General features: G+C 42.6%; 13 protein-coding genes. 7 read left to right on the top strand and 6 right to left on the bottom strand.

The annotated features are described in order from the left end of the window. Nucleotides 1-19: 19 nt before the first annotated feature. The 6 genes from FUA25_RS01275 to FUA25_RS01300 all read right to left on the bottom strand — a co-directional run bounded on the left by FUA25_RS01275 (nucleotide 20) and on the right by FUA25_RS01300 (nucleotide 6,943). Nucleotides 20-1,126: a carboxylate-amine ligase gene (locus FUA25_RS01275; RefSeq protein WP_147755086.1), complete on the bottom strand. Its 1,107-nt coding sequence runs from the start codon at nucleotides 1,124-1,126 to the stop codon at nucleotides 20-22. A gap of 86 nt (nucleotides 1,127-1,212) precedes the next feature. Continuing rightward, nucleotides 1,213-2,163 carry a RimK family alpha-L-glutamate ligase gene (locus FUA25_RS01280; protein ID WP_147755087.1) on the bottom strand — a complete coding sequence of 317 codons (951 nt, stop codon included), beginning with the start codon at nucleotides 2,161-2,163 and terminating at the stop codon, nucleotides 1,213-1,215. A gap of 38 nt (nucleotides 2,164-2,201) precedes the next feature. Next, a complete protein-coding gene (locus tag FUA25_RS01285; RefSeq protein ID WP_147755088.1) occupies nucleotides 2,202-2,915 on the bottom strand; it encodes an alpha/beta hydrolase-fold protein in 714 nt (237 codons plus the stop codon). A 91-nt stretch (nucleotides 2,916-3,006) separates the two neighbouring features. Further along, a complete protein-coding gene (locus FUA25_RS01290) occupies nucleotides 3,007-4,218 on the bottom strand; it encodes an acetyl-CoA carboxylase biotin carboxylase subunit family protein (RefSeq protein WP_147755089.1) in 1,212 nt (403 codons plus the stop codon). 141 nt (nucleotides 4,219-4,359) lie between these two features. After that, the gene (locus FUA25_RS01295; protein WP_147755090.1) at nucleotides 4,360-5,781 is read right to left on the bottom strand and encodes a leucyl aminopeptidase family protein; all 1,422 of its coding nucleotides are present in this window, start codon (nucleotides 5,779-5,781) and stop codon (nucleotides 4,360-4,362) included. Between the two features lie 28 nt (nucleotides 5,782-5,809). Then, complete coding sequence (locus FUA25_RS01300; RefSeq protein ID WP_147755091.1) at nucleotides 5,810-6,943, bottom strand: alpha/beta hydrolase-fold protein; 1,134 nt, start codon at nucleotides 6,941-6,943, stop codon at nucleotides 5,810-5,812. 194 nt (nucleotides 6,944-7,137) lie between these two features. Here FUA25_RS01300 and glgB point away from each other — a divergent pair, with 194 nt between their 5' ends. The 7 genes from glgB to FUA25_RS01335 all read left to right on the top strand — a co-directional run bounded on the left by glgB (nucleotide 7,138) and on the right by FUA25_RS01335 (nucleotide 17,248). Further along, a complete protein-coding gene (gene glgB, locus FUA25_RS01305) occupies nucleotides 7,138-9,414 on the top strand; it encodes a 1,4-alpha-glucan branching protein GlgB (RefSeq protein ID WP_317130246.1) in 2,277 nt (758 codons plus the stop codon). Between the two features lie 52 nt (nucleotides 9,415-9,466). After that, nucleotides 9,467-10,873 (top strand): glycogen synthase, encoded by a 1,407-nt coding sequence (locus FUA25_RS01310; RefSeq protein WP_147755092.1) that lies wholly within the window; start codon nucleotides 9,467-9,469, stop codon nucleotides 10,871-10,873. 60 nt (nucleotides 10,874-10,933) lie between these two features. After that, nucleotides 10,934-12,202, top strand: coding sequence for a glucose-1-phosphate adenylyltransferase (locus tag FUA25_RS01315; protein WP_147755093.1), 1,269 nt, complete (start codon nucleotides 10,934-10,936; stop codon nucleotides 12,200-12,202). Between the two features lie 19 nt (nucleotides 12,203-12,221). After that, the gene (locus FUA25_RS01320) at nucleotides 12,222-12,629 is read left to right on the top strand and encodes a hypothetical protein (protein WP_147755094.1); all 408 of its coding nucleotides are present in this window, start codon (nucleotides 12,222-12,224) and stop codon (nucleotides 12,627-12,629) included. Between the two features lie 71 nt (nucleotides 12,630-12,700). Further along, nucleotides 12,701-13,741 carry a polyketide cyclase gene (locus tag FUA25_RS01325; protein ID WP_147755095.1) on the top strand — a complete coding sequence of 347 codons (1,041 nt, stop codon included), beginning with the start codon at nucleotides 12,701-12,703 and terminating at the stop codon, nucleotides 13,739-13,741. Between the two features lie 128 nt (nucleotides 13,742-13,869). Continuing rightward, entirely contained in the window at nucleotides 13,870-16,677 is a 2,808-nt protein-coding gene (locus FUA25_RS01330; protein WP_147755096.1) for a 2-oxoglutarate dehydrogenase E1 component, read from the top strand. 4 nt (nucleotides 16,678-16,681) lie between these two features. Continuing rightward, nucleotides 16,682-17,248 carry a hypothetical protein gene (locus FUA25_RS01335; protein WP_147755097.1) on the top strand — a complete coding sequence of 189 codons (567 nt, stop codon included), beginning with the start codon at nucleotides 16,682-16,684 and terminating at the stop codon, nucleotides 17,246-17,248. Nucleotides 17,249-17,252 lie beyond the last annotated feature (4 nt).

The following is a 17,252-nucleotide window of genomic DNA, read 5'->3' on the forward strand; positions in this document are numbered from 1 at the left end:
AAATTAAGCAATAAAAAACTTAGTCCTCAGTAAGGCCGGATTCTGTCTCAGAAATCATATAATCCACAACGGCTTTCAGGTCTCCTGTGGCTTCGTAGACCGCGAGCTGACGGTCGGCGCCGGTTCCGTTTCTCATAATTTCCCAGGCATATTCCACCTCTTTTCTGCAGCCGAGTTCATCCACCACATCATCAATAAAATCCAGCAATTCGCGCAGCAGTTCACTGTATGGAACGCTGGTTTCCTTGCCGAAATCGATGAGGTGTGCGTGAATCCCGTCTTTGGACGCGCGCCATTTGTTTTCGTTCAGCAAAAGCCGGCGGTAGCTTCTGAAACTCATGTTCTGCTGATGCAGTTTATAGATTTTCGCCACGAGACACTGCATAATGGCAGCCAGACAAACCGTTTCCTCCACTTTTAAGGGCATATCGCAGATGCGGAACTCAATGGTCGGGTAGAAGGGATGAACCCTTAGATCCCACCATATTTTCTTGGCATTGTCGATCGTGCCGGTTTTGATCATTAAACTGATATACGCATCAAATTCCGCAGCGGAACTGAAATAACTCGGGATCCCTGTTCTCGGAAATTTTACAAAAACTTCCTGCCGGTAAGATTTGAAACCGGTATTTCTTCCGATCCAAAAAGGGGAATTTACCGAAAGTGCATACACGTGCGGAAGAAAATAACGCATGACATTCTGGATCCTGATGCCTTCTTCCCGGTCCGGAATTCCGATGTGAACGTGTAGGCCGAATATCAGATTCGACCGCGCCACATCGCCCAGATCAATGAGGAGTTTGTCGTAGCGGTCGTCTTTGGTTATGTTATTGTCCTGCCATCTCGAAAAAGGATGGGTGCCGCCGCCGGAAACCCGCAGGTTGTTGTCGTGCGCCACTTTAATGAGCCTTCTCCGGAGATCCATGAGCTCCGCTTTTACTTCCTGAATGTTCTGACAGATGCCCGTTTCCATCTCAATGACGGATTCGTGCATTTCGTGCTTTAAATTCTCGTGTAAGGTTGCTCTTCCGCCCTCGATGATCTTGGATACATGGGAAACCAAATCACGGCTTTCCACATCAATGATCTGATATTCTTCTTCGACGCCAATGGTAAACTGATGCATGGTTTATATTTTTTAAATAATTTCAAAAGAAAAAAACAGCTGACCTTCAGTAACACCGAACGGCTACTGTTTCTTTCTGAATCTGATTAAATAGAATCTTTTACAAATTTACCCCAAGAAATGTTGGGTGTTCCCGGAACATATTCCTGGGCCTTTTCAATGGCCAGCTTTGCCGCGTGTTCAACGATCCATGCAAAGTTTTCTTCACCCACTGAATTCACATCGGCATCGGGAGCCGGGTTGCAGAAATCGATGGCGTAAGGAATTCCGTCTCTTACCGCAAATTCAACGGTATTGAAGTCATAACCCAGCGCTTCGTTCATGGTAATGGTATAGTCATGAATCACTTTCAGAAGCTTCTCCAGTTCTTTTCCTTCAGTCTGATGCGTAGTTGCATAACGCAAATGATGCGGATTACGCGGTTCGTATGGCATGATGTGGACGTATTTCTTGCCCAGACAGTATACGCGGTAATAATCGTGGAACACAATTTCTTCCTGAAGCATCATCACGAGCTGCTCGGTTTCGTTCAGTTTTTCCCACATATCTTCGGGACTCTCCACGCGGTAAACGCTTTTCCAGCCACCACCGTCATGCGGTTTCATATAAGCCGGGAAACCGATATAATTGAAAATATAATCCCAGTCGTGCGGGAATTTCAGATTTCTGAAAGACGTTTCGGTGGTGTTTGACGGCCGCTCGTTGGATGGAAGCAACACTGTTTTCGGCAGTGGGATTCCCAGCTTCGACATCAGGGCATTGTTGAAGAATTTTTCATCTGCACTCCACCAGAAGGGATTGTTGATGACATAAGTTCCGTTCAACGCTGCGTTTTTAAGATATGCTCTGTAAAAAGGGACATCCTGAGAAATCCGGTCGATGATGACAGCATATCCGTAATCTGCGCCTTGTTCCAGTTTATCGATCATAACGGGCTCCGCGATCACTTCGCCTTTGCCCAGTTCATTTACTTTTTTTATAAATTCCCACGGAAATGTATCTTCCATGCCGAACAATATTCCTACTTTTTTTGCCATAATATTTTAATGTTGATTTTAATGTTTAATTCGGATTTCTAAGAAAAAAACCTTCCTATAAATTTGGGGAATACCATTCTCCAGAGCGGCCAGTCGTGGCTGATCCATTTCTGTTCATCGTACCAGTGGCTGATTCCTTTTGCTGAGAGAATCGCCGCCATTTCCTTCGTCTGGTCGAGGCAGATGTCTTCGTCTGAAGTACTCAAAACAATATGCATGTGTTTATATTTCCAGGTTTCATCATTCATTACAAATTCCCGCGGGCAGTTGAAATACACGAGTTCACTGCTGTAACCATCCATGAAGTTGCGGATTGAAAATGCTCCGGAAAGACAGAACAGGTGCGAAACGACATCCGGAAACCTGAAGGCGAAATTGGCTGCATGATAGCCGCCAAAACTGGCTCCTGCCACTGCCACACGGTGTTCTGCATGTTTTTTCTGAATATATGGGACAAATTCCTGAATCAGAAACTGAACATACAGTTCATAATTCCTGATGCGCTCAGCGGGATGAATGGTTTTATCGTAAAAACTGAATTTATCGATGGTTTCCACATTGTAGAGAATTACTTTCCCCTGATCAGTAAACCAGTTGATACTATCATTTAATTTAAAATCATGATTTTGGGTGTACTCTCCCTGAGAAGTAGGAAACATGATGATCGGGAACCCGTAATGACCGGTCACTTCCACCTTTAAACTCATGCCCAGAAGGTGTGAATAAAAGTCGGTATGTTGAATTTTTGGCATGAACTGTTTTTTTGGAAATGTTAAATGTTGATTTGGTGTAAGATACACCTTAAAGACCGGCAATGAGGTTTTTCTTTCAATAAGAAGCTTTTTATGAAGAGGGTTTAGCTCTTGGCGGAATGATATTTAGAAAATCGCTCGTAATCCTTCTTGCTGCTTCATCCAGTCTTTCCTGGATTTTTTCCTTGCTGTCGGATTTATAAACAATTCCTACATGATACTCAATTGGAAGAAATTTTACGACTTCATCACACTTGAAAGCTTCGTAATCCGGAGTCTGATGTTTTGCGAGGGCGATGATGAGACCTGAAGAAAATCCTGTAGGCTTTGAAACTTCGTATTTGGAACGGTTTAAAAGGGCGGTTTCAATTTTTGCCCATTCGCGCCAGAGATTGATTCCGCTTGAAGCTTCCACCAGATCAGGGATATGAGCACCGCCGACGCGTGAAGAAGTTTCCAGAAAATACCAAATCCCGTCTTCTTTTCCGCGGATAAATTCGGTGTGTGTGGCGCCATTTACGAGTCCGAAACTCATCAGGACATTTGCATTGGCCTTTTCCAGCGCCAGGAATTCTTCCGAATATCTGCCTAAAGTTTTTGTCCGGAAAACACCGCCTTCATGCGATACTTCCATCGGTGGAGAAAGATATTGAGAGGCTGATGTAAAAACGATTTCTTTATTGTACACAAGACTGTCGACATGAAAAACGTCGCCGGGTTTGAAGCTTTCGAGCAAAAATTTATGTCGTTCCTCTCCCAGATTTTCAATGGCTTTCCAAAGTTCTTCTGTCGAATTTATTTTGATGATTCCTGTTGCAGACGCTTCAGAACGGGGTTTCAAAACCCATGGTGCCGGAACTTTTTCAGCAAATTCCTTTACGGTCTGATCGTTAAATATGGAAGAAAATTCAGGAACTTCAATGCCGGAATCTTTTGCGCGCTGTCTCATGGCGAGTTTGTCACGGAAGTACCGATGCGTGGTCTGGCCCATTCCGGGAATTCTAAAGGTTTCGCGGATGAGTGCTGCTTTTTCTACATCATAATCATCGAGGGCAATCACCGCATCCACCTTGTGGTCTTTCATGAGGTGCGAAAATCCCTGCACGAGATGATCCAGATTCCACACTGAAGGCTCTAGTTCAGTCATGTAATACACTTCGTCGATCGCATGCCATGGCCAGTTTTTATCTCTGAGATTTTCGGAGGTAATGAGGATGATTTTATTGCCGAGTTTCTTCATCTCGTCCATAAAATCATATCCTTTGTAATAGCAGGAAATGCAGACAATCGTATTCTCCTTCATATAATGAATTTTAAAAATTAATGAATTTTCAGAAAAATAATCTCATCATTATTAACAAATCGATATAGATTTTAAAATAATGTTTAAGATTTGAAAATTCACTATCAATTATACAGAGAATTTTTTGAATATGCTAATTTTTTACGAATAATTTTCTAAAAAATCGAGAAGAAGCTGCACACCGTAACCGGTTGCTCCTTTTTCGGTCATATAGCCCACATTTCCAAAGGCTACGCCGGCAATATCAAGGTGCGCCCAGTTCGGATGGCCTTCGATAAACTGCTCCAGGAATTTTCCGGCAATAATACAGTCCCCGAAAGGTTTGGAGGAGATGTTTTTAAAATCGGCGACATCGGATTTAAAATCATCTTTCCAGATGTCCCACAGCGGCAAATTCCACAATCGTTGGTTGGTGGCATCGCCTGATTTTTCCAGGGCATTTTTCAGATTTTCATTATTTGAAAAATAGGCGCCGCAGGTATAACCGAACATTCTCACCGAACTGCCGGTTAAAGTGGCCAGATCAATAAGTGCATCCGTTTTGTAGTTTTTTGAAAGATAAGAAAGTCCGTCAGCAAGGGTCATTCTGCCTTCTGCATCGGTGTTCAGGACCTCAATGGTTTTTCCGTTATAAGCAGTCACCACGTCACTCGGAATTGAGGCAGTATTGGAAACGGCATTATCGGTAATCGGAAGGATTACAACCAAATTTACGGGAAGTTTAAGCGTGGCAGCCGCGATCAGCGCTCCGATTACCGCTGTCGCCCCACCCATGTCCGATTTCATATAATGCAGATTTTCCGAAGGTTTTATTGATATTCCGCCCGTATCAAATAGCACGCATTTGCCTACCAAACCTATTGTTTTTGCATCTTTTACATCTGTTTTGTATTCGAGAACTGTGAAAGCAGCTTCCTGCGCACTTCCCTGATTGACGGAAACGAAAGCACCCAATCCCAGATCTTCTGATTCTTTCCGGTTGAATACGGTGCGTTTAAGCTGGTGTTTTTCTGAAATTTCTTGTAAAAACTGCGAAATGTGCGGTACTTTTTTAAAGTTTTGCGGCTTGTTGAGCCATTCCATGCAGGCAAACTGGCCTTCGCAGAGGGCCAAAATCTTCAGCTGTAAATTTTTCAGGCCCTCCTCCGAAACTGATTGCAGCACAGCAGAAAATTCAGGTTTAAAAAACAGGTGTTCGCCTTTGAAAGGGTAGGAATAAGTACCTAAAAAGAGCCCTTTTGCCAATTCACCTGCCTGATCTTGATTAAATTCCCCATCATTGATTGAAGTGGGAACGGACTGAATTTTTTTACGGAAATCATACGCGAATTTCGACGCGGCTGCCTGGATTTCAAAATTCTGAGGGTTCGCGCCGAGACCGATCATAAAATCAACAGAAGATTCTTCAGCTGAAACGAATACTTCATTTTTTTTACCCGAAAAAAGGTTTTGAAGCGTTGGAGGGTAATTATTCTGCGCTTTTTTCCACATTTCTTCTGTAAAAAAAGTGAATTTCTGCGCTGCTGACGGGACCGGTTGGTTGGTAATATTTATCGTAATCATTATTTTTATTTCAATTTATTTGGAAAGTTCAGGATTGTTGGGAGTCATTTTTCTCCAGCTGCGCTCTTTCTGCAAGTTCCCTTGGATCATCCTGAGTGTTGTAGAAAAGCCATTCCACGGCCTGCGGAAATTCCTGAGACCAGTGGAATTCCTGGTGTTTCCCTTCAGGATTGATACTGATCCTGAATTCAAACTGCATGGAGTGGGCGCCTTCCCAACCTTCCATTGTTTTTTCAAAAAGTTCAATTCTTTCGGTCATTTCAGCTCCTTCCATTTCTCCGCCGTACATGTACACCTTGATGTCGTAAGGATTTCCGAAGTTCATCTGTGGAAAATTATTTTCGGGATTGATCCAGAGCGAAGGGGAGAAAATCAACAGTTTGGAATACACTTCGGGATACAGAAAACCGCTGTAAATGCTGATAAGTCCGCCGAGAGAACTGCCACCGATTCCGGTAAATTCGCGCTCCGGTTTGGTGCGGTATACCGAATCTACATAGGGTTTAAGCGTATCGGCCAAAAAACGGATGTATTTTTTTCCTTCCGCGTGGTCGGTAATGGAATCAGAATTGAGTACATATTCCTTGATGCGGTCTTCACGCCCATTTTCGATGGCAATGATGATGACATCTCCTCTTCCGTATTCTGCCAGGATCGACATTTTTTTATCGATTTCCCAGTTTCCGAAATCTGAACCTTCGTTAAAAAGATTTTGAGCGTCCTGAAGATACAGTACCGGATAATTTTTATTCGTCTGATGATAGTTGTAGGGCAGAAGTGCCCATATTTTGCGTGTTCTGTTGAGCTGCGGAATATAGAATTTCTCGGAAATGATTTCAACAGTCGGGAAAAACTCTTCCTTAAAAGGACCCCAGTTGACCCGCCATTTTTCTACTGTATCAACGGTCTCATGCGATTTCACCGTTTTTCGATTATGGCTGATATTTCCCGACTCGTCAATTTCTACATTTTCCCAGCCACCGCGCGTGAATTTGTATTCGATTTCAAAAGGGAGTTTGTCGTCGTCAATATCAATGGCATAGGTGTTTTGCCCGGTTTTGAACATTTTGAATTTTAAATCTCGGGGTTTCCAATTGTTAAAATTTCCGGTAATGTACACCGGCCGGTCGTCATCTTCATTGGATACAAGGGTAAATCTCATCTTTCGTGCTGTAGTATTTTAAAAAAGTTAAAATTATGAAATTTATTCAGTTAAACCCGTCCGCATCCAAAATAATGTACATAATCTCGTGTGAACAGTAATTTTTTTGACGAATTTTAAATATCTTTGAAGGGATAAAAAGCAGTGCTTTTTGCAATTTAAACTCATCTTTAATCCCCGGAAATTCTGACACCATGGAAAAAGTGCTTCCTTATTCACAGTTTACAGATCATGATATTTATCTTTTCCGGGAAGGGAAACATTATCGTCTTTACGATAAATTCGGATCACATTCCATTGAAACTGACGGCCATAAAGGAGTTTATTTTGCTGTTTGGGCACCATTTGCAAAGGAGGTTTCAGTAATCGGTGATTTTAACCAGTGGCATTCCGAAACGCATAAATTACTGCCGCGATGGGATGGTTCCGGAATTTGGGAAGGATTTATTGCCGGCTTAGAATGGGGAAATGTATACAAATATGCCATCCGAACGAATAAAGGCGTTCTGCTTGAAAAAGGAGATCCTTTTGCATTGAGCTGGGAACAGAACGTTCAGGCCGGCTCCGTAATTTCCACCACCTGGTTCGAATGGAACGATAAAAAATGGATGGACGAACGTTCAGAAAGAAACAGTCTTGAAGCGCCCATTTCGGTGTATGAAATGCATTTGGGTTCCTGGATGCGCGGAACGGATGATCCAACAAGGTTTTTTACCTATCTCGAAATTGCAGAACGTCTGGTTCCGTATTTAAAGGAAATGAATTTCACGCATGTGGAACTCATGCCGGTCATGGAGTTTCCCTACGATCCGAGCTGGGGCTATCAGGTCACCGGTTTTTTTGCGGCAACTTCGCGTTTTGGCTCGCCGCAGGATCTGATGTTTCTGATCAACGCATTACACCAAAACAACATCGGAGTTATTCTCGACTGGGTGCCGTCTCATTTTCCGGGCGATGCTAACGGTCTCCATTTTTTCGACGGAACGTACCTTTATGAACATGAAGACCCGAAAAAAGGTTTTCACCCCGAATGGAAATCGCATATCTTCAATTACGGCAGACCCGAAGTCCGGTCTTTTTTAATTTCCAATGCCATGTTTTGGCTCGACCGTTATCATGCAGACGGTCTCCGGGTTGATGCGGTGACTTCCATGCTGCATCTGGACTATTCCCGCAGCGAAGGCGAATGGGAACCGAATATTTACGGCACAAACGTAAATCTGGAAGCGAAACAGTTTTTACAGGAACTTAATACGGCAGTTTACAAGGAATTTCCGGATATCATCACGATTGCCGAAGAAAGTTCCGACTTCCCGATGCTTACAAAACCCGTACATGATGGCGGAATCGGTTTCGGAATGAAATGGATGATGGGATGGATGCATGATACGCTTAAATATTTCAAAGAAGCCCCTGAAAACCGTAAATATCACCATAACAAACTCACTTTTGCGACGATGTACATGTATAATGAAAATTATATGATGCCACTGTCGCATGATGAAGTTGTTCACGGCAAAGCGAGTTTGATTTATAAAATGCCGGGCGACGAATGGCAGAAATTTGCCAACCTGCGCGCTATGTATACGTATATGTTCACGACTCCCGGTGCAAAACTGCTCTTTATGGGCGGTGAATTCGGGCAGACGCGGGAATGGGATTTCACCGCCTCGCTGGATTGGCATTTGCTCGATTATTCGGTGCACAAAGGTCTGCAGGATTTAGTAAAAGATCTGAATAAACTCTACGTTTCTGAACCGTCCATGTACGAAAAACAGTATAAGCCTGAAGGCTTTGAATGGGTGGAAGCAAACGACGGTGAAAATTCCATCTATATTTATTTACGGAAGGGAGCAGATGAAAACGATGTTACGATGACGGTCCTCAATCTTACTCCGCGCGTCCTGGAATATAAAATCGGCATCAACGAAGGCACCAACTGGGAAGTAATCCTAAATTCAGATGATGAAAAATACGGCGGAAGCGGTGTGAATGCTGAAATATTGGATGAAGAAGATGAAGAATGGATGTACCGCCCGAATTCCATTGTTCTTAAACTGCCGCCTTTGGCCGGAGTAGTATTGAAACAGAAAAATCAGAAAACAGTGATGAAAAAAATAAAAGACAGTGATAATGTAACCTCTGCATCTGCAATTTATCCGCTTGAATCAGGTAAAGAGCAAAAAATAGACTCCAGAACGGTTGAAAGCAACAAGGGAAAAGCTTCGCCGGCTGTTAAGAAGACTCCCGCCAAGAAAAAAACTCCAGTTCCACTTGCAAAACCTGTGAAAAGCACTGTTAAACCCAGCACTGTTTCTGTGAGTAAAATATTTGACAAGGAAAAGGAAACCAAAATTGATTCGAAAGCAATAGACGCGGAAAGTGAAGCTGCAAAACCCAATCAGGATACGTCAGATCAAGCGGCTGTAGAATCTGCTCCCGAACTGAAGAAAAAACCAAGAAAAAAATAAGAGAAAACTGCAGGATTCAAAATTCATCTTCCTGTAATACTGAAGAATATATATGAGAATTTTCAACCTTTCCATGGAATGTTATCCTGTTGCAAAAGTCGGCGGACTTGCCGATGTAGTGGGGGCACTTCCAAAATATCTGAACAAAATTGAAGGAATAGAGGCAAGCGTCATCATGCCATGGTACAACAAACCCTTTGTGCAGGAGCATGGGTTCGAAGTCGTTTTCGACGGATGGATTCACCAAAGTCAACACACCTATCAGGTTCAGGTCATGAAGGAAAGATCCAGAACTCTGGGTTTCGATCTGTATCTTGTAAAGATTCCGGGACTTATGGACCGCGACAATCCTTACGGATATTCGGATGAAAGCCAGCAGTTTTTAGCATTTCAGCACGGAGTCCTACATTGGCTTACTGCGATGCAGATCCGTCCTGATGTGCTGCATTGTCACGATTACCATACCGGTTTGGTGCCGTTTATGGTTGAAAACTGTCCCGAATTCAGCTTCCTGAAAGGGGTGAAAACAATAGGAACCATCCATAACGGAGAATACCAGGGACAGATGAAATGGGAAATGGCTGCTTACTTCCCTTGGTTCGACGGTTCCCGGCGCGGACTTCTGGAGTGGGACGGGTATATCAATCCTTTGGCTTCGATGATCAAATGTTGCCACGCCTTCAATACGGTTTCGGGCGGTTACCTTGATGAACTTTTTCACAGCTTCCGCGGACTTGAGAGCCTGGTAAGGCAGGAAGGAGCCAAAGCGTATGGGATCATCAACGGAATTGATACAGAAGTCTGGAATCCGGAAACCGACCCATTTTTAGAATTCAACTTCAGTAAAAAAGATGCACAAAAAGGTAAATATCTGAACAAAAAAGAACTCTGTGAAGATTATGGACTGAATCCTGAGCTACCGCTTTTCAGTTTTATTGGAAGGTTTGCCGGCGAAAAAGGGGCTGATCTGCTTCCGGAAATTATCTGGAAAAGCATTCAGCAGACTTATGGTGCGCTGAACATCATCATTTTAGGTTCCGGAGACAAAAATATCGAGAACAGTTTAAGGGAACTGAACCATACCTACAGCAATCTGGCGATTGATTTGGGCTACAAGGAATATCTTTCTCATAAAATCTACGCTTCTTCCGATTTTCTGTTGATGCCGTCGCGGGTGGAACCTTGCGGTCTGAACCAAATGTATGCAATGCGTTACGGAACTGTTCCCATTGTGCGTTATATCGGTGGTTTGCGTGATACGGTTGAAGATATTTCCACGGGCGGTAGCGGTATCAATTTCGGAGCTGCGGTTGCAGATGATGCCGTACACGCGATTCACAGAGCATTATCGATATATCACAATAAAGACCTTATGATGAATTTGGTGCAATCGAACATGAAATTTAATTTTTCCTGGGAGAAATCTGCCGAAAATTATGTAAGTTTATACAGGAATTAGCAGGCTTTTTGCATTCCCGATGAAATATTTTCAAAGCCAGTCTGACTTAAAAAAATTAATATGAAACCCAGCGTTATCTCTATAGTTCTCGGAGGAGGACGTGGAACCCGGCTGTTCCCGCTTACTTATTCCCGCTCAAAACCCGCAGTTCCGATTGCCGGAAAATACAGGCTTGTTGATATTCCAATATCAAACTGCCTCAATTCAGGGTACAACAGGATTCTGGTTCTTACCCAGTTTAATTCAGCTTCTCTTAATTCCCATATCAAAAATTCTTATCATTTTGATATTTTCAGCAGAGGTTTTGTGGACATTCTGGCGGCGGAACAGAATGTTGAAAATGAAATGTGGTATCAGGGAACCGCCGATGCGGTTCGCCAGTCCATGAAACACTTAACGAAATATGAATACGACTATATTCTGATTCTTTCAGGAGATCAGCTCTATCAGATGGATTTCCGCGAATTGATCGATTTCCATTGTAAAAACGAAGGAGATATTACGATTGCCACGATTCCGGTAAATGCGAAGGACGCGCCCGGTTTCGGAATTCTGAAATCTGATGACGAAGGAAATATCACGTCATTTATCGAAAAACCTTCAGCGGAAGTTCTTGTAGACTGGAAATCGGAAGTTTCTGATAAAAGTCGATCCGAAGGAAAAGAGTATCTGGCTTCCATGGGAATTTATGTATTCAGTAGGAATGTCCTCCGAAAAATGTTTGACGAGGATCCCGGAGACGATTTCGGGGGCGAACTGATTCCGAACGGAATAGGGAAATACAAAACCCTGAGCTTTCAGTATGATGGTTACTGGACCGATATCGGGACAATTGATTCTTTTTTTGATGCCAATATTGATCTTACCAAAGATTTTCCGAAATTCAATCTGTTCAGCAATGCCCCTATCTATACAAGAGCTAGAATGCTTCCGCCTTCCAAAATTCTCGGATCATATGTCAGCAAAGCGATTTTCGGTGACGGCTGTATCATTATGGCCGATAAAATTGAAAATTCCATTGTGGGCAACAGAAGCCGTGTCGACAAGGGAAGTACCTTCTTAAATACCTATATGATGGGTGCGGATTACTATCAGGATACCAAAGATATCATTGCCAACGACCGAAATGGCGTTCCCAATGTCGGCGTCGGTAAATACTGTTATATCGAGCAGGCCATTCTCGACAAAAACTGCAGCATTGGTGACAATGTAAGAATCATCGGCGGAAAACATCTTCCGGATGGTGATTTCGAAAACCATTCCATTAAAGACGGAATTGTAGTGGTGAAAAAAAATGCCGTCATCCCGCGCGGTACCATAATTCCTTAAAATTTTAAATTCAAATCAAATGAAACTCAAAACGTTTACTGTTATCCTAGTATTATTTTGCGCCTTTAATTTTTCTTCTGCCCAAACGAAGCAGTGGAAAGAACAGGAAGAATTCCATAAAGTAATGAGCGCTACTTTTCATCCGGCTGAAGAAGGAAATCTTGCGCCTCTGAAACTCAGAAGTGCCGAACTGGCTGCGAAAGCCAATGACTGGAGAAAATCTGAAATTCCTGCTACTGTTAGTGATAAAAAAGCAGTGAAGAAATCACTTAACAAACTGTGTAAAGATTCCAAAAAACTGAACAAAAGCCTTAAAAAAGGCGCTTCGGAAAGCGAATTAAAAACAGAACTTGCGGGTCTTCACGACACTTTTCATACGATTGTAGGGTTATGCAGTGCCAAAGAAGAGCATCATGATGCGCATTAATACCTGAATCTCAATTTCCACGAGTGGCCGAATGTATTGGTCACTCTTTTTTTTTGTTTTATTTTTGCCGCATGCGTTGGATCAAATACTGGGTTATCGGAATCATACTTTTGTTGGGGATCTATGCCGCTTCGATGTATTTTTTTGTTGAAGAAAGCAAAAGTTTCCGCGTTGAGAAGGAAATTAATTATCCTGTTGAGAAAGTTTTCCCGCAGTTTAACAGTCTTCAGAATTTTTACCGCTGGAACAGCTATTTTTCGTCCTCCAAAACCATGCATGCCGATTTTTATTCGCCTTATGAAGGACAGGGAAGTGCAATGAGTTTCCGGGATGCCAAAACCGGTAAGACCGGCGAAATGTTCATCAGGTACCAGAATCTCAACCGTACTTTGAAATATGAACTTTTCGAGGATAATAAAGGCAATCCCACGTTAATCAATTTAAAATTTACAAAGGTTTCCCCAACCAGGACCAAAGTCATCTGGTTTGTCCATACTCCGAAACAGGGTTTGCTGAGCCGTTCACTGAATCTTTTTTCCGAAGACAGTTTTGTGGAAGATCTGGACGGGAGTCTGGCCGGACTGGGAAATATCCTGGCGAACAAAGTTGACCGCGACAACCGAGTGGCGAACATCAAATATGATACTTTGATGGTGGAACAGCAGGAGGGCCAATTGCTTCTCGGCGTGAATGTCAGTACAAAAAACGGGAAAGATGCACTGCTGCGGAATATTGCACTCAACCACAACAAAGTGTACAATTACATGACAACAGATCTTGCCAAAAGAGAAGACGAGATTGGGCTTCCGGTATTGGTGACGGCAGCCGGCAATTTCAAGGATAAGGAAATTTCTTATTTTTATGGAATTCCGGTTTCAAAAAGGCAGAGTGTTTCCGACAATAATTTCAGTTTCCGGACCATCAATACCTCACAGAATTATGTGATGTATTTCAAAGGAAATTTTGAAGCAAGAATCGGGGCTATTCAGCAACTGTTGCTCAAAGCCAAAAAGGATACGATGAGAAACGGAGAGCTGCTGGAGACCTTTATTGAACCTCCCGTTTCCGGTGAAGAAGTGAACATGAAGATTTCGCTTCCGGTTTACCGTTAGTTGTAGCTTTTGGAAGCTTTCTTTTCTTAAATGTTTTAACGAATTTTGGGGATTTCAGGGGCGCCTTAATTCACTTTTTTTTGCTAAATTTGTCTTTTAAATAAAAAACAACAGTTAATCTGTATATAATGGACAAATTTTCATTCCTGAATGCTGCACATTCGCAGTTAATAGAAGACTTATATCAACAATACTTAAAATATCCCGATTCCTTAGAGCCTTCCTGGAAAGCATTTTTCCAGGGATTTGATTTTGCTTTGGAGAACTACGGCGACGAAAATGAGGGAAGTTCCTCATCGACTCCAGTGCCGGCTATTACTCAGGCTGCCAATCAGGCTGCCTCAAACGGGCAAATCCCTGAGGATATCCGCAAAGAATTTAAAGTCCTGAATCTGATTGATGCATACCGACACAGAGGACACCTTTTCACCAAAACCAATCCTGTAAGAGAAAGAAGGCATTATGAACCTACTTTGGCTATCGAAAATTTTGGACTTTCGCAGGAAGATTTACATAAGAAATTTAACTCTGCTACTGAAACGGGAATGCCAGGTGCTGCAACACTGCAGGAAATCATTAACCATCTCGAAAAAGTGTACTGCGAGTCCATCGGTGTGGAATATATGCACATCAATAATGTCGATGAAAAGCAGTTCATCAGAGAGTGGATTCACGCCAATGAAAACCATCCGAAACTCAGCGCCGACGAAAAAACCGAAATCTTAGAAAAACTCAATCAGGCAGTCGCTTTCGAAAATTATCTTCATACCAAATTCGTAGGCCAGAAAAGATTTTCACTCGAAGGGGGTGAATCTTTGATTCCGGCTTTAGACCAGTTGATTACTCGTTCTTCACAATTGGGTGTTGATGAAGTGGTTTTGGGGATGGCCCACCGTGGGAGATTGAATGTGCTGACCAATATTTTCGGGAAATCCTACAAACAGATATTCTCTGAATTTGAAGGAAAGGAATTTGAAGAGGATGTATTCTCAGGTGACGTTAAATACCATTTGGGTTCTTCAAAAAAAATCAAAACTGCTTCGGGCGAAGAAGTATCGATCAATCTCACACCAAATCCATCACACCTTGAGACGGTTGCCGCTTTGGTTGAAGGAATCTGCCGCGCTAAAGTGGATGACCGATATAAAGACTACAAAAAAGTGCTACCGATTGTGATTCACGGTGACGGTGCGATTGCCGGACAGGGAATTGTTTACGAAATGGCGCAGATGATGACGCTCGAAGGTTACAAAACCGGCGGAACGGTTCATATCGTGGTAAACAATCAGGTTTCCTTTACCACCAATTATCTCGATGCACGTTCTTCCACCTACTGTACCGATATTGCTAAAGTAACCGAATCTCCTGTAATGCATGTAAATGCAGATGATGTGGAGGCGGTTGTTCATTCCATTCGATTTGCGGCTGATTTCCGTGCACAGTTCGGTAAAGACGTCTACATTGACCTTTTGGGTTACCGGAAATATGGCCATAACGAAGGCGATGAGCCAAGATTTACCCAGCCTAATCTGTACAAATCCATTTCAAAACATCCGAATCCGAGAGAAATTTATAAAAACCAGCTGATTCAGGAAGGAATCGTTTCTGATGAGGTGCTGAAAAAAATGGAGACCGAGTTCAAGAAGCTACTGGATGAAGATTTTGATGCATCTAAAGAAATCGAGAAGAATGTAATGGACCTTTTTATGTCAGATGACTGGAAAGATTTTCCAAATTCAGCGAAAGGAGCAGTTCAGATTCCTGCGGATACCTCGTTCGATCTTGCTTCTTTAAAGGAACTTGCAGTTAAAATGTCCACTTTACCGGAAGATAAAAAATTCATCAGTAAAATTACACGGCTGTTCGGATCCCGACTCAAAATGATCGAAGGAAATTCTCTGGACTGGGCACTGGGCGAGTGGCTGGCGTATGCCACGCTGCTTGCAGAAGGCAATAATATCAGAATTTCCGGAGAAGATGTGGAGCGCGGAACATTTTCGCACCGTCATGCTGTTGTAAAAACAGAAGATACCGAGGAAGAATACATTCCTTTAAGACATATCAGTGAAAGCCGTTTTGATATTTATAATTCCCACCTATCCGAATATGGGGTTCTGGGCTTTGATTACGGTTATGCAATGGCATCTCCGAATACCCTTACTGTGTGGGAAGCACAGTTTGGGGATTTTGTAAACGGGGCACAGATTATTATAGACCAGTATTTGGTCGCTGCTGAAGAAAAATGGAGAATCCAGAACGGATTGGTCATGCTTCTTCCGCACGGTTTCGAAGGGCAGGGCGCTGAACACTCTTCCGCAAGACTCGAAAGGTTCCTGGAACTTTGTGCCAACGAAAATATCGTAGTCGCCAACGCCACCACGCCGGCCAACTACTTCCACCTTTTAAGAAGACAGTTGAAATGGAATTTCAGAAAACCATTGGTTGTCATGACTCCTAAATCACTCTTGAGACATCCAAAAGTGGTTTCTCCGTTGGAAGATTTCGCAAACGGGCAGTTTCAGCCAATCATTGATGATACCACTGCAAATCCTGAAAAAATCGAAAAACTCGTGCTTTGTTCGGGCAAGATTTACTATGAACTTTTAGCAAAACAGGAAGAGCTGAACTGCGAGAATATCGCGCTCGTAAGATTTGAGCAGCTTTACCCGCTCCAGACCGATAAAATAGAAGAGATTTTCGCCAAATACAGCAACCGAAAATCGTTGTTGTGGGTTCAGGAAGAACCTGAAAATATGGGCGCCTGGACGTATATTTTAAGAAATTTCAGAGATACAGGCATTCAGGTCATTTCTCCTGTGGCAAGTGGTTCACCGGCGCCGGGAAGTCATAAAATGTTTGAACGCAACCAGAATAACGTCATCAACCGTGTTTTTGACCGCGACGATGCTCCTGCTAAAAGACCAGTAACCGCTTAATGATATGAAAAAGCTGTTTCTTTTTCTGGGTCTGACCTTTTCACTCTCTTTTTTCGCACAAAATGTGAGAAAGGAAGTAGAAATGCAGTTCAGGGATTACAGTTCTCTAATCATTGCCAAAAAATTTGAAAAAGCGCTGGATTTATACGCCAATGAAGATTTCCTGAAAATTGTTCCGAAAGAACAGATGGTGGAAATGATGGATCAGCTGTTCAATTCAAAGGAAATGGAATTTAAATTCTACGATCCGGAAAATGTGATTGTTTTGGATGATCCCTTTGTCATTAACGGTAAAAATTATCTTCGGGTAAAATACACGCAGAAGATTGAGATCAAATTCCTTAGTGCTGATGTAAAACCGGAAGATCTTTTACCCGGAATGAAGGCGGAATTTGGCTCAGAAAATGTAAAATATAACAGCCTGACTGGATTTTTCGAAATAAATACCGTAAAAGATGTCCTGGCGGCTTCAGCAGATATGAAACAGTGGAAATTTACTGTTTTGGAGCGCAAACAGTATCCACTGCTGATTCAGTTTATTCCTGAACAGTTTTTAAAAGATTTAAAATAATAAA

Source organism: Chryseobacterium sp., assembly GCF_008014695.1.
Classification (GTDB): domain Bacteria; phylum Bacteroidota; class Bacteroidia; order Flavobacteriales; family Weeksellaceae; genus Kaistella.

Bases quoted from the DNA above. Each gene is read 5' to 3' on its own strand.
- FUA25_RS01275 (WP_147755086.1), bottom strand. From the start codon at position 1,126: ATGCATCAGTTTACCATTGGCGTCGAAGAAGAATATCAGATCATTGAT.
- FUA25_RS01280 (WP_147755087.1), bottom strand. From the start codon at position 2,163: ATGGCAAAAAAAGTAGGAATATTGTTCGGCATGGAAGATACATTTCCG.
- FUA25_RS01285 (WP_147755088.1), bottom strand. From the start codon at position 2,915: ATGCCAAAAATTCAACATACCGACTTTTATTCACACCTTCTGGGCATG.
- FUA25_RS01290 (WP_147755089.1), bottom strand. From the start codon at position 4,218: ATGAAGGAGAATACGATTGTCTGCATTTCCTGCTATTACAAAGGATAT.
- FUA25_RS01295 (WP_147755090.1), bottom strand. From the start codon at position 5,781: ATGATTACGATAAATATTACCAACCAACCGGTCCCGTCAGCAGCGCAG.
- FUA25_RS01300 (WP_147755091.1), bottom strand. From the start codon at position 6,943: ATGAGATTTACCCTTGTATCCAATGAAGATGACGACCGGCCGGTGTAC.
- glgB (WP_317130246.1), top strand. From the start codon at position 7,138: ATGGAAAAAGTGCTTCCTTATTCACAGTTTACAGATCATGATATTTAT.
- FUA25_RS01310 (WP_147755092.1), top strand. From the start codon at position 9,467: ATGAGAATTTTCAACCTTTCCATGGAATGTTATCCTGTTGCAAAAGTC.
- FUA25_RS01315 (WP_147755093.1), top strand. From the start codon at position 10,934: ATGAAACCCAGCGTTATCTCTATAGTTCTCGGAGGAGGACGTGGAACC.
- FUA25_RS01320 (WP_147755094.1), top strand. From the start codon at position 12,222: ATGAAACTCAAAACGTTTACTGTTATCCTAGTATTATTTTGCGCCTTT.
- FUA25_RS01325 (WP_147755095.1), top strand. From the start codon at position 12,701: ATGCGTTGGATCAAATACTGGGTTATCGGAATCATACTTTTGTTGGGG.
- FUA25_RS01330 (WP_147755096.1), top strand. From the start codon at position 13,870: ATGGACAAATTTTCATTCCTGAATGCTGCACATTCGCAGTTAATAGAA.
- FUA25_RS01335 (WP_147755097.1), top strand. From the start codon at position 16,682: ATGAAAAAGCTGTTTCTTTTTCTGGGTCTGACCTTTTCACTCTCTTTT.